Source organism: Flagellimonas meridianipacifica (assembly GCF_003001695.1).
Taxonomy (GTDB): Bacteria; Bacteroidota; Bacteroidia; order Flavobacteriales; family Flavobacteriaceae; genus Flagellimonas; species Flagellimonas meridianipacifica.
The window spans coordinates 1,181,986-1,194,599 of sequence record NZ_PVYX01000001.1; the positions used below are offsets into that span (position 1 = coordinate 1,181,986).

Consider the following 12,614-nt stretch of genomic DNA (forward strand, 5'->3'; position numbering starts at 1 on the left):
TTCATTACATTTAGTACGACTAATTCAACACGAAACGAAAATGAAAACTCGCTTTATTCAAGCCAGTATGGTTTTGCTGGCGCTGCTTCTATTGCCTTTCACCACAGATGCACAAAGAAGAAGAAAATCCACAAGTCCATCACCAGAATATCCTTCAGAACTCTATTCCAGTTTGGAATACCGTTTGGTAGGCCCCTTTAGGGGTGGTCGCTCCGCCGCAGTTACTGGAGTACCTGGAGAACCCAATCTGTTTTACTTTGGAGCCACAGGTGGAGGTGTCTGGAAAACCCTGGATGGAGGGCGTAGTTGGAAAAACATTTCTGACGGTTATTTTGGCGGAAGTATTGGAGCAGTGGAAGTAGCCAAAAGTGACCCCAATGTAATTTATGTTGGTGGAGGTGAAAAAACGCTTCGGGGGAATGTTTCCAGTGGTTACGGAGTTTGGAAAACTGAAGATGCGGGAAAGACTTGGCAAAAAGCAGGGCTTGAAAAAAGCAGACATGTACCAAGGATTCGGGTGCACCCAACCGACTACAATACGGTATATGCAGCAGTCCTTGGGAACATTTATAAACCCACAAGAGAACGCGGAGTATATAAAAGTACAGATGGTGGAAAAAGTTGGAGACAAGTTCTTTTTGTGAACGACCAATCTGGGGCCGTTGATTTGACTTTCGACCCAAATAACCCTCGCATTCTATATGCTTCAACTTGGCGAGCGCAGCGAACTCCATATTCCCTGAGCAGTGGTGGAGATGGTTCTGCCCTTTGGAAAAGTACCGATAGCGGTGAAACATGGACCGAAATATCCAAAAATGAAGGTTTCCCAAAGGACACTCTTGGGATAATGGGAGTTTCGGTTTCCCCAGTGAATTCAGAAAGAGTGTTTGCCATTGTTGAGAACAAGGAAAAAGGAGGTCTTTATCGGTCAGATGATGGTGGCAAAAAATGGACTCAAGTAAATAGTGAAAGAAAATTGCGTCAGCGTGCTTGGTATTACACTAGAGTGTATGCAGATACCGAAGATGAAGATGTAGTTTATGTAATGAATGTGCGCTACCATAAAAGCACTGACGGAGGTAAAACTTTTAACACATTCAATGCGCCTCATGGAGACCATCATGATTTGTGGATTGCTCCAGAAAATTCAAAACGGATGATCATTGGAGATGATGGTGGTGCCCAGGTGAGCTATGATGGCGGGGAAACCTGGAGTACCTATTACAACCAACCTACCGCACAGTTTTATAGGGTAACCACGGACAATGCTTTCCCATATCGCATTTATGTTGCCCAACAAGATAACAGCACGGTTCGGATTAATCACCGCTCCAATGGTGGAAGCATCGGAGAGGACGACTGGGAACCTACAGCAGGTGGGGAAAGTGCCCATATTGCTGTAGACCCAACCAACAACGATATTGTGTATGGAGGAAGCTACGGAGGTTTCTTGACAAGGGTAAACCATAAAAACAAAACGGTTCGTGGCATCAATGTTTGGCCAGACAATCCGATGGGTTATGGCGCTGAGGGAATGAAATATCGTTTCCAATGGAATTTCCCGATTATTTTTAGCAAACATGACCCTAAAAAGCTGTACACCTTCTCCAATCATGTGCACATGAGCACTAACGAAGGACAGAGCTGGGATTTGCTGAGTGGGGATTTGACAAGAAATGACCCGTCTAAACTGGTGTCCAGTGGTGGTCCTATTACTCAAGACAATACGGGAGTTGAATACTACTGTACCATTTTCGCTGCCAATGAAAGTCCTTTAAAAGAAGGATTGATGTGGGTCGGTAGTGATGATGGATTGATTCATATCACACAAGATGGTGGACAAAATTGGGAGGATATCACCCCAACAGGAATGCCAGAATGGATGATGATAAATAGCATAGAACCTTCCAATTTTGATGAGGGAACATGCTATGTTGCTGGAACACGATATAAGTTGGGGGATTTTCAGCCCTATCTGTATAAGACCACAGATTATGGAAAAACTTGGACTAAAATCACCAACGGAATAGAAAGTGAGCACTTTACCCGGGTAGTTCGCGAAGACCCCAAGCAAAAAGGGTTGCTCTATGCAGGTACCGAAACTGGAATGTACATTTCATTCAATGATGGTCAAAGTTGGGAAAAGTTCCAATTGAATTTGCCCATAGTTCCTATTACTGATTTGACCATCAAAGAAAATAATCTGGTGGTTGCAACACAAGGACGTTCTGTTTGGATTATTGATGACCTTACTGTGCTTCATCAATTGGAAGCATCATCAAAATCAGCGAGCACTAAACTTTTTGCTCCAAAAGATTCGTATCGAACAAAAGGAAGAGCGGCAAAAAAACCTAGTTTGACAGAAGGACAAAATCATCCGAACGGTGTGGTCAGCCATTTCTACTTGAAGAATTATTCCGAAAAGGATACGATTCAACTGACTTATTTAAGTAAATCAGGAGATACTTTATCCAATTTCAGTACACATGCTAAGGATAAAAAGAAAAAACTTGAAGCCAAAAAAGGAGGGAATACCCATGTCTGGGATACCCGAGGCAAGGGAGCCGAGCTTTTGAAAGGCATGATTCTTTGGGCAGCCAGTTTAAATGGTGCCAAAGCGGTTCCTGGGGACTATCAAGTTTCTTTAAATGTGAATGGGGTCACAGAATCTCAATCCTTTAAAATCTTGCCTGATCCGAGGGCCGAAGTTTCTGTTTCGGATATGCAAAAACAGTATGATTTTATCACAGATATTAATACCACTATTGATAAAGCACATCAATCCATCAAAAAGATTCGAAAGATCAATGAAAAATTGGACGCATTTACCAAACAGTATAAGGACAATGACACCACAAAAGAGCTAGTGGAAAAGGCCAAGAAAATGAAAGAAGGATTCAGTGAGGTGGAAAAAGCACTATATCAAACCAAAAACCGCAGCAATCAAGACCCTCTTAATTTTCCAATTAAATTGACCAATAAGTTAGGTCATTTGAATCGTCTGGTTAGTATAGATGATTTCCCTCCAACGGCTCAGGATATTGCAGTGAAGAATGAAATGACTACAAAAATCAATACGCAATTAACTGCTTTTGATAAGTTGGTGGATGAAGAGATGAAGGCTTTTAATGCGGAGTTTAACCAACTTGGTTTGGAGTATTTAAGTATAGAAGAATAACCAACACTATGAAAAATATAATGTATTTGGTAGCCCTGGTTCTTGGGGCTACTTCTTTTGCACAAACCGCTGAAGAATATTTTAAACCTGTAAAGTACAGAAACATCGGCCCTTTCAGAGGTGGACGTTCTGTCTCTGCCACTGGGGTTGTGGGCGATCCAATGACCTATTATATGGGCATAACTGGTGGCGGTGTTTGGAAAACTACTGATGCTGGTCAACATTGGAACAATATTTCCGATGGTTTTTTTGAAATGGGTTCAGTTGGAGCTGTTGCCGTCTCTCAATCCAGTTCCAACATTGTTTATGTGGGAATGGGAGAACATGCCCCAAGAGGTGTCATGACTTCGTATGGAGATGGGGTCTATAAATCGATAGATGCCGGAAAAACTTGGGAGCACATAGGTCTAAAAGAAACGCAGCATATTGCTAGGATTGTGATTCACCCAAACAATCCGGATGTTGTATTTGTAGCCGCTCAAGGAGCACTATATGGGCCAAATCAAGAACGTGGAATTTTTAAATCTGTTGATGGCGGGAAAACATGGAAAAACGTCTTGTTTGTGAATAATTTAACCGGATGTTCTGAACTTTCCATGGATGCCAATTTCCCCGATATACTTTATGCCACAATGTGGGAACATCAGCGCAAACCTGAAGTTGTAATAAGTGGAGGTGAAGGTAGTGGGGTTTACAAATCAGTCGATGGTGGGGAAACTTGGAAAAAGATTGAAAAAGGACTTCCCAAAGAAAAAGGAAAGATGGCCATTTCCGTAAGTCCGGCCAATTCCAATAAAGTGTATGCACTTGTGGAAAGTGATTCAAATGCGGACAAAGGTGGGCTTTTTGTTTCCAATAATGCAGGAGAGAGCTGGAGCATGGTAAGTGGGGATAATCGTTTGACGCAAAGAGCTTGGTACTATACAGAAGTGTTTACGGACCCTAACAATGAAAATGTGGTCTACGTATTGAGTGCTCCGGCCCTTCGTTCCATTGATGGTGGTAAGACATGGAGTAGACTTTCGGGCACTCATGGCGATTATCATGACCTATGGATCAATCCTGATAACTCAAACAATATGGTTATCGCAAATGACGGAGGTGCTGCCATTAGTTTCAATTACGGAAAAAGCTGGTCAACCCAGGCCATAATGCCTACGGCTCAATTCTATCGTATTAATGCGGACAACCTTTTCCCATATAATATTTATGGAGGTCAGCAGGATAACACTTCGGTAAAGATTGCCAGCCTTTCTGTAGGGAGACGAAATATTAGTAGGGAAGATTGGAGCTATTCCGCAGGAGGTGAGAGTGCTTTCTTAGCATTTGACCCCGATAACCCTAGATACGTTATGGGTGGCAGCTATTTGGGGACCATCAATTTATTGGATACCCACACCAAGGCCTCTACCAAAGTTATGGCTTCCCCTATTCAATATTTAGGGCGTGCCGCAAGGGATATGAAATACCTCTACAATTGGAATGCACCCATTATTTGGTCAAAGCATGAACCTGGCACCTTTTATCATTGCGCACAATTGGTACTTCGAACTAGGGATAATGGAGTGACATGGGAAGAAATCTCTCCGGATTTGACACGAGACCAGGACGACAAGCAAGGAAAAGGAGGCAGACCCTATACCAATGAGGCCGTAGGTGCAGAAAATTATGGAACCATAGCCTACATGATAGAATCACCTCATGAAAAGGGAGTGTTCTATACAGGGAGCGATGATGGATTGGTGCACGTTACTAAGAATGGAGGGGAAACCTGGGAGAATGTCACTCCAAAAGGCCTTCAAGAATGTTTGGTGAATGCGATAGAGATATCCCCTCATGACCCAGCAACGGTTTACATTGCAACAACACGTTATAAGTTCAATGATTATACTCCCGCTATCTACAAATCCACCAATTATGGAAAAAGTTGGACCAACATCAGCTCTGGAATTCCAGGCGGTTCATTTACCAGAGTGGTTCGCGAGGACAAGGATAGAAGGAATCTATTGTACGCCGGAACAGAAAAAGGAATGTACATTTCTTGGAATGGAGGCCAAAATTGGGAATCGTTCCAATTGAATCTTCCCAAAACCCCAGTATTGGATTTAACGGTCCACCAAGGGGATTTAATCGTGGCTACTTCGGGTCGTTCTTTTTGGATTCTGGATGATTTAGGATTGCTTAAAGGTTATGATGAACCTCGGAAAGCGGCAAAGCTGTATGAGCCTGAACCAGCCTATAACGGATTTTGGGGAAGCGCATTGAGTGGTAATTCTGCCAAATTTAAAGGTAGTCAAGCTTTTACTGGAGTAAATCCGGCCAATGGATTGGTATTGTATTATGAGTTGCCCAAAATGGATTCTACCGAAATTAGCATGGAGATTTTTGATGCTAACGGAAAACTGGTCAATTCATTTTCATCAAAAAAGGATGCATCCTATAAACGATATGATGGTGGGCCCCCACCTGCACCTAAGCTTTACAAAAAAGAAGGACTCAATCGTTTTGTGTGGAATATGGGGCACAAAATAATGCCTGGGGTGAAGGACACCTATATTGAAGCAAACTATAGAGGGCATCGTGCTATTCCGGGTACCTATACGATTAAGCTCAAAGTTGACAACACCGTTTTGGAAACAAAGGGGATAATCAAGGAGCTACCAAAATACAATATCAAACCAGAGCAATATGAAGCGTTTGATGTTTTCATGACGGAAACTGAGGCCAACTTGACCGAAATGCATAACATGGTTAATACACTTCATAACGCCAAAAATCAATTGAAACAGGTCCTGAAAAAGGTAAAGGATGAATCAATCAAGAAGGAAGGCAAGGCATTAGCGGATGAGCTTGATATTTGGGACAAGGAAATGGTACAGCGGAAATCAAAGGCTTATGATGATGTGGAGAATTTTCCAAATAAGTTTACTGCGGAATACATGTATTTGATAAATGCGACAGATAGCTCAATTCCGAGAGTAAACCAATCCTCAATAGACCGAAGAAATGAGTTGGAAGAGCAATGGAAAGGATTTAAACAAAGAGGAAAAGCATTTGAAAATGTAAAGATTCCAGCCTTTAACAAAAGGCTATGGGAAGCTGGAGTTGGAGCTATACAGCTTTGAAAGCACAATACGTTTTTTGGATAAAGGTAAAAGGTCTTGCTTCTCAACTTCTTACCTTTATCCCTTAACTCCTTTTACCTATAAGTGGAATATTACAATTACATAAAAGCCCTGCATCTTATTTTTGTGGTAACCTGGTTTGCTGGGCTTTTTTACATTCCGCGCTTGTTCATTTATCACATTGAGGCGTGGGGAAAACCATCACCCGAAAAGGAAATCCTTACCAATCAACTAAAGTTGATGACTAAGAGGCTTTGGTATATCATCACATGGCCGTCCGCTGTATTGTGTACCCTATTCGCCATTTGGTTGTTGTATTTGATGCCGGGATGGCTTCAGCAAGGATGGATGCACGTGAAGTTGGCATTTGTTCTGCTACTATTTATCTATCATGGTAAATGCCATCAAATCTTCAGACAATTACAACGGGATGAGGTGAAATATACCTCTCGTTTCATGCGTATTTGGAACGAAGGGGCCACGCTGATTCTTTTTGCCGTGGTTTTTTTGGTCATTTTGAAAAATGCATTCAATTGGATTTATGGAGTGATTGGAATTTTTGTATTGGCCATTCTTCTCATGTTGGGGATTCGATTGTATAAACGGATACGGGAGAAAAACCCAAACGCTTAATGTTTTCAAATACCAATTTTCAATTTCCAAACTTCAAGAAAGAGATAAGGAAAATTGGAATTTGTATTTTGGAGTTTGAGCAAACTTTGGTGTGATTATTGCGTAATTTTATCTCAAATCCAAAACGAATTGTTCAAAAAGTTATCCCTACGCTCGCGCATCTTTGTCACCATGATTCTATTGGTGCTTATTGCCTCCGTTCTCATTGCTGGGGTAACCGTATATCAATATAGAGAACAGAGTAGGGATTATCACGAACAGCGGTTACAACGTAAGGAAGAACAGATTCTTCAGAGTATTTCCTATACGCTTCGTGAAACCACTTATACGCCTACTTCAGAAAATCTGCAGTACATTTTTATGGATGAAATTTACAAGATTGCAGATGTGCAAAATGTAAACTTCAATATCTACGATTTGGAGGGAACTTTAATCAAAAGTTCAAGGCCTAGCTTCGAGGCTGACTCCATTTCCAATTGCCTAGATGCGGAAATATTGAATAATTTATTGGTTAGTAGCGATAGACGCCATGTCGAGGAGAAAATTGCGGTTGGGGGTAAGTTTAAGGCTTCGTATTCCTATATCACGGACAATAAATTTAAACCAATTGGCATCATGAATCTTCCATATTTTGAGGATAATTCCTTTAGCAATATGGAGTTGAGGGAATTCCTTTTTCGTTTGGCCGGGGTTTATGTGCTCATGTTGTTGTCTGCAATTATCTTGGCCTATTTTATCTCAAAATACATTACCAGGTCATTGCAGACCCTTGCCGATAAGATGAACCAGACCGATTTAACCAGACGAAACGAAAAGATTTATATAGAAGATACTAGTGAAGAAATAAAAAAGTTAGTGGATTCATACAACAGTAAAATTGATGAACTTGAGGAGAGTGCAACCAAGCTGGCGCGAAGCGAAAGAGAACAGGCATGGCGGGAAATGGCCAAACAAGTGGCACACGAAATTAAAAACCCTTTGACCCCAATGCGTTTATCAGTACAAAGCTTTCTTCGCAAATTTGACCCTAAGGATGCAGACGCATCAGTGAAGGTCAAGGAGTTTTCAGATTCCATGATTCAGCAGATAGACACGATGAGCAACATAGCCTCTGCATTCTCCAATTTTGCCAAAATGCCCGCACAACAGAATGAAACTTTAAATGTGGTTAATATTGTAAAATTGGCTTTGGATATTTTTAATGAGGATTATATCCATTTTATTTGTGATGAGGAAGAAATAGTGGCCAAATTGGACAGAACGCAACTGATTCGTGTTGTTACCAATTTGGTTATGAATGCTACACAGGCAATGAACGACGTGGAATCCCCTAGAATTCTAGTTACTGTTGTTTCTGAAGAGGAAAAGGTAAAGATTTCAGTGGCGGATAACGGAATTGGCATAGCCGATGAGGTTAAGGAAAAAATATTTGAACCTAAATTTACCACAAAGACTAGCGGTATGGGGCTTGGTCTGGGTATGGTAAAAAACATAGTGGAAAATTATAAGGGAACCATCGATTTTACCTCACAGGTAGGAAAGGGAACAGTGTTTTCTGTTAGATTTCCAAAAGCTTCTAAAAACTCTTGAAACAACAACCCAAATGAATTACGAGAACATTTACATTGAAGAAGACAATCAAATCGCGACAATAACCATCAACCGTCCAAAAAAACTTAATGCACTCAACAAACAGACCATTGCCGAGTTACATGAGGCATTTAAGGAATTGGATGAAGATAAAGACACTAAGGTCATCATCGTTACTGGAAGTGGGGAAAAAGCCTTTGTGGCGGGAGCTGATATTTCGGAGTTTGCCGACTTCTCCGTGGAACAAGGAGGGGAATTGGCGGCTAAGGGGCAAGAATTGCTTTTCAGCTTTGTTGAAAATTTATCTACACCGGTGATAGCAGCAGTAAACGGCTTTGCATTGGGTGGAGGACTAGAGCTAGCCATGTCATGTCACTTTAGGGTTGCCAGTACCAATGCCAAAATGGGGTTGCCCGAGGTTTCTTTGGGTGTTATACCCGGTTATGGTGGAACTCAAAGACTACCACAACTTATAGGAAAGGGTAGGGCCATGGAATTGATAATGACGGCTGGAATGATGGATGCTTCCAAAGCATTGGAATGCGGATTAGTCAATTATATGGTTCCTCAGGAAGAACTTTTGCCGTTATGTGTTAAGATTGCGAGCAAGATATCGAATAATTCCTCTGTGGCCATTAAATACGCAATAAATGCGGTAAATGCGGGTTATAGCTATGATACGGACGGTTATGCCGTTGAAATCGATGCGTTCGGAACCTGTTTTGGAACTGATGATTTTAAAGAAGGTACTTCTGCCTTTTTGGAAAAACGCAAAGCTGATTTCCCTGGGTCATAGCCGTTGGTTCAACCAAACCGGACTATGATGAGAAATACAATACTTTTCTTTTGCGTTGTTATTTTTGGTGCTTGGGTTTCCGCACAGAAAATGCCTGTTTCCTATGATTTTGGCGAGAAATTTGGGGATAGATATCGATATTCCAACTTGCTGACGATTGACAATGATGGAAACGGTGGATATATTCTGGTCCGGGCCTACTTTCAAGGACTTATTTTAAAACCCAAAGGTTATTTTATTGAGCATTACAACAGCGATCTTGAGTTGGTGGATGAGTTCAACTATAAGTTAAAGGGAAGGAATTTTGTGGATGGCTTCCTGAAAGATGGAAAAATCAATCTACTCTTTTTGGACTATAACTATGAACGTGGACAATATGAATATTGGGTACATCAAAGTCCTATAAATGGATTTGATTTTACTTCCAAAAGATTATTGTCACTGTCATCTGAAGCAGTTAACAACCCTGTGGGAAAGAACTACTACAATCGAAACTTCTCTAAAGGATTTACGACAGCCATCCTTTTTAACAAGGAAAAAACTGGCTTTGTCATTAGTACGCACCATAAAAAAGGAAAGCAGAACAAACATATCATCCATTTGTATGATACCAACTTGAACAAGCGCTTTGAGCATGACTTTTCCTATGGGGTTGAAGAGAAAAATTATGCATTTGAGAATTTGGCTATATCCGAGGATTTGGAAACGGCCTATATAGTGGGTAAGGCCTATTTTAAAAAGAAACGTTTTCGGGTAGAGGAAAGAAGATTCCAGTATGAGCTTATCAAAGTTTCCAAGAACGGAAGTCAAATACAATCTTTTGATGATCCTGGAAAATATTCAGAGGCACTTTATCCAATAGTTTTTCAAGACAGACTGGTCTGTACAGGATTTTATGCCGATAGAAAAGACAATAGATACAATGGGGTTGCCTTTTTTGACGTAAATCCAATCTCATTGGAAATTAAATCTAAAAAATACAATCCATTTTCGCAGCAGTTTATGGAAGACAAGTTTGGTAGGGAAGATGACAAGGTGATAAAGAACTTGGTTTTTAAGAGTGTAGAAGTAAGTCCGAACAACGAGATATTCTTTAACGCTGAGGAATACTTTGTAACCAATAGTCTTCAGTCCACAGGAGCAGGCCAACGTGTAAAAATAGAGCGCTTTCACCATAATGATATTGTAAGTGCCAAATTGGACAGCGACGGAAATTCTGTCTGGATACGAAATATCAACAAGGCCGAAGTTACCCAAGGTGATGGAGCCTATGCTTCCTACAGCTCTTATATTAAAGATGGAAAAACCTATTTCTTCATTTGCACCGCAGCGGAAAACCCGCAATTAATCAATAATGAGCGCTTGATTTTTAAACAAGGCTTAAGCAGAAATCGCAACGTGTTTCTTATTTCCTTGGATGAGGCCGGAAAAATGGACTACGAGAAAATCATAGACGACAAGGAAGCCCGTTTGCCTCTCATGGTTTCCAAGCCTTTAAAGAATGCTGACCACAGCAATATGCTTTTCTATGCCAAAAGAGGAACAAAAAAGCAGTTGGTGAAAGTCTCGTTTCTGTAGTTTAACGCAACATTTTCTAAGGTCGTACATCTTCTACAAAACGACCTGTTATGATAAACAAATTTTTTTACGTAGCCTTTGCCCTTTTGGGGTGTACTATATTGTTGGCATGCAACAATGACGATTCAGATTCTATTGAAAATAGATTAACTGGGCAATGGAGTATTGTGGCCATAAGTATTTCAGACAGCCCCATAGGCCCCGTTATAGAGCCAGAAGACGGCGAGGTAATATCGGTGACCTTTATGAAGAACGGAGAATTTTCGGGTAATACCTCTATAAACTCCTTCGGCGGAAGAGGTACTACAAACAATGATACTTTACGAATCAATGAATTGGTATCCACGGATGCATTGGACACTTTTTTTGGTCAAGCTTTCTACGACGCAATGTCAGAGAGTAACAATGAAAATCAACAGGCGTCGGTGTTTACTATGATTTTTGTCGATGAAAACACATTGAACTTGATTTATAATGAATTCAAGTTTTTGAGTTTAGAACGTATGTAGTTATTGGATAAATTCCATAAATTTGGAATAAATCCAATAAATTGAATTCAGACAACCTACAAAAAGGCCGTGGCGCCCAAAAAAATACACCCAACAGGTTTCTACAGCATGTGTATGAAATGCGGGAAGATTTTTTGGAATTCTGTCGCTTAGAAGGAGAAGAACCCGAGAATACGAAGACGGAGTACCTTCCCATATTTCCCAAAACCATTGTCAACAAAGTGGATAGCCCAGATGTTGGCATGTCCTATTCGCTGAATCCCTACCAGGGGTGTGAGCATGGTTGCATTTACTGTTATGCACGCAATGCCCATGAATATTGGGGATATAGTGCTGGTCTTGATTTTGAGCGAAAGATTTTGGTGAAGAAATCAGCTCCAGAATTGTTGGAAGCGAAACTTAAAAGCAAACGTTGGAAAGCTCAAACCATCGTAATGTCTGGCAACACGGATTGCTATCAACCTGCTGAAAAAAAGTTTGAAATCACCAGAGCTTGCCTAAAGGTCTTTTTAAAGTATCGACATCCAGTGGGCATCATCACAAAAAACGCGTTGATTCTTAGGGATTTGGATATTCTAAGGGAGTTGAATGCCCATCAATTGGTCGGGGTTAACATCTCGGTCACCTCACTTTCGGAAAAAACCCGAAGAAAACTGGAGCCAAGAACGGCGTCCATCAAAAAAAGACTGAACACCATCAAAGTACTGTCAGAGCATAAAATTCCTGTAAACGCCATGTTGGCTCCTATGATTCCTGGAATAAACAGCCACGAGTTATTGAAATTGGCTAAGGCAACCTCAGATAATGGAGCTGTCTCTTTTGCCTTTACAGTAGTTAGACTAAATGGTGCTATTGGGCAAATCTTCACGGACTGGATTAAAAAGGCTATGCCGGATAGGGCCGATAAAGTACTGCATTTGATTCAAGAATGTCATGCTGGAAGCATCAATGACAGTAGATTTGGACTACGTAACCGAGGTGAAGGCCATGTGGCCAAACAGATTCATGATATGGCCAACTTGGCCAGAAAAAAGTATTTTCAAGACAAGCAGTTTCCTGCGCTTAGAAAAGATTTACACGCTGAATATAAAGACGGACAAATGAAATTGTTTTAGTGACAGTTTTTTAAATAAATTTAGAGGACTGTCCAATTTGTCTACTCGCTTTCGTCAATATGATGAAACAAAGTATAAACCGGTCCATTC

Annotated in this window: 8 protein-coding genes; all 8 read left to right on the forward strand. The window is 40.9% G+C overall.

Annotated elements, in window-relative coordinates:
• Positions 1 to 40: 40 nt before the first annotated feature.
• The 8 genes from CLV81_RS05315 (at position 41) to CLV81_RS05350 (ending at position 12,524) form a co-directional block, all read left to right on the forward strand.
• Positions 41 to 3,178, forward strand: coding sequence for a VPS10 domain-containing protein (locus CLV81_RS05315; RefSeq protein WP_106144001.1), 3,138 nt, complete (start codon positions 41 to 43; stop codon positions 3,176 to 3,178).
• An 8-nt stretch (positions 3,179 to 3,186) separates the two neighbouring features.
• Positions 3,187 to 6,303: a beta propeller repeat protein gene (locus CLV81_RS05320; protein WP_106144002.1), complete on the forward strand. Its 3,117-nt coding sequence runs from the start codon at positions 3,187 to 3,189 to the stop codon at positions 6,301 to 6,303.
• Positions 6,304 to 6,387: 84 nt separating this feature from the next.
• Positions 6,388 to 6,936 carry a CopD family protein gene (locus CLV81_RS05325; RefSeq protein ID WP_106144003.1) on the forward strand — a complete coding sequence of 183 codons (549 nt, stop codon included), beginning with the start codon at positions 6,388 to 6,390 and terminating at the stop codon, positions 6,934 to 6,936.
• A gap of 171 nt (positions 6,937 to 7,107) precedes the next feature.
• Positions 7,108 to 8,526 carry a sensor histidine kinase gene (locus tag CLV81_RS05330; RefSeq protein WP_106144004.1) on the forward strand — a complete coding sequence of 473 codons (1,419 nt, stop codon included), beginning with the start codon at positions 7,108 to 7,110 and terminating at the stop codon, positions 8,524 to 8,526.
• A 13-nt stretch (positions 8,527 to 8,539) separates the two neighbouring features.
• Complete coding sequence (locus CLV81_RS05335; RefSeq protein ID WP_106144005.1) at positions 8,540 to 9,322, forward strand: enoyl-CoA hydratase/isomerase family protein; 783 nt, start codon at positions 8,540 to 8,542, stop codon at positions 9,320 to 9,322.
• Positions 9,323 to 9,346: 24 nt separating this feature from the next.
• A complete protein-coding gene (locus CLV81_RS05340; RefSeq protein ID WP_245911926.1) occupies positions 9,347 to 10,900 on the forward strand; it encodes a hypothetical protein in 1,554 nt (517 codons plus the stop codon).
• 50 nt (positions 10,901 to 10,950) lie between these two features.
• Entirely contained in the window at positions 10,951 to 11,409 is a 459-nt protein-coding gene (locus tag CLV81_RS05345) for an META domain-containing protein (RefSeq protein ID WP_106144007.1), read from the forward strand.
• 41 nt (positions 11,410 to 11,450) lie between these two features.
• On the forward strand, positions 11,451 to 12,524 hold the full coding sequence (locus tag CLV81_RS05350) for a PA0069 family radical SAM protein (protein ID WP_146129830.1): 1,074 nt from the start codon (positions 11,451 to 11,453) through the stop codon (positions 12,522 to 12,524).
• Positions 12,525 to 12,614 lie beyond the last annotated feature (90 nt).

Coding starts and splice junctions, on each gene's coding strand:
- CLV81_RS05320 (WP_106144002.1), top strand. CDS start 3,187: ATGAAAAATATAATGTATTTGGTAGCCCTGGTTCTTGGGGCTACTTCT.
- CLV81_RS05345 (WP_106144007.1), top strand. CDS start 10,951: ATGATAAACAAATTTTTTTACGTAGCCTTTGCCCTTTTGGGGTGTACT.
- CLV81_RS05330 (WP_106144004.1), top strand. CDS start 7,108: ATGATTCTATTGGTGCTTATTGCCTCCGTTCTCATTGCTGGGGTAACC.
- CLV81_RS05335 (WP_106144005.1), top strand. CDS start 8,540: ATGAATTACGAGAACATTTACATTGAAGAAGACAATCAAATCGCGACA.
- CLV81_RS05315 (WP_106144001.1), top strand. CDS start 41: ATGAAAACTCGCTTTATTCAAGCCAGTATGGTTTTGCTGGCGCTGCTT.
- CLV81_RS05340 (WP_245911926.1), top strand. CDS start 9,347: ATGATGAGAAATACAATACTTTTCTTTTGCGTTGTTATTTTTGGTGCT.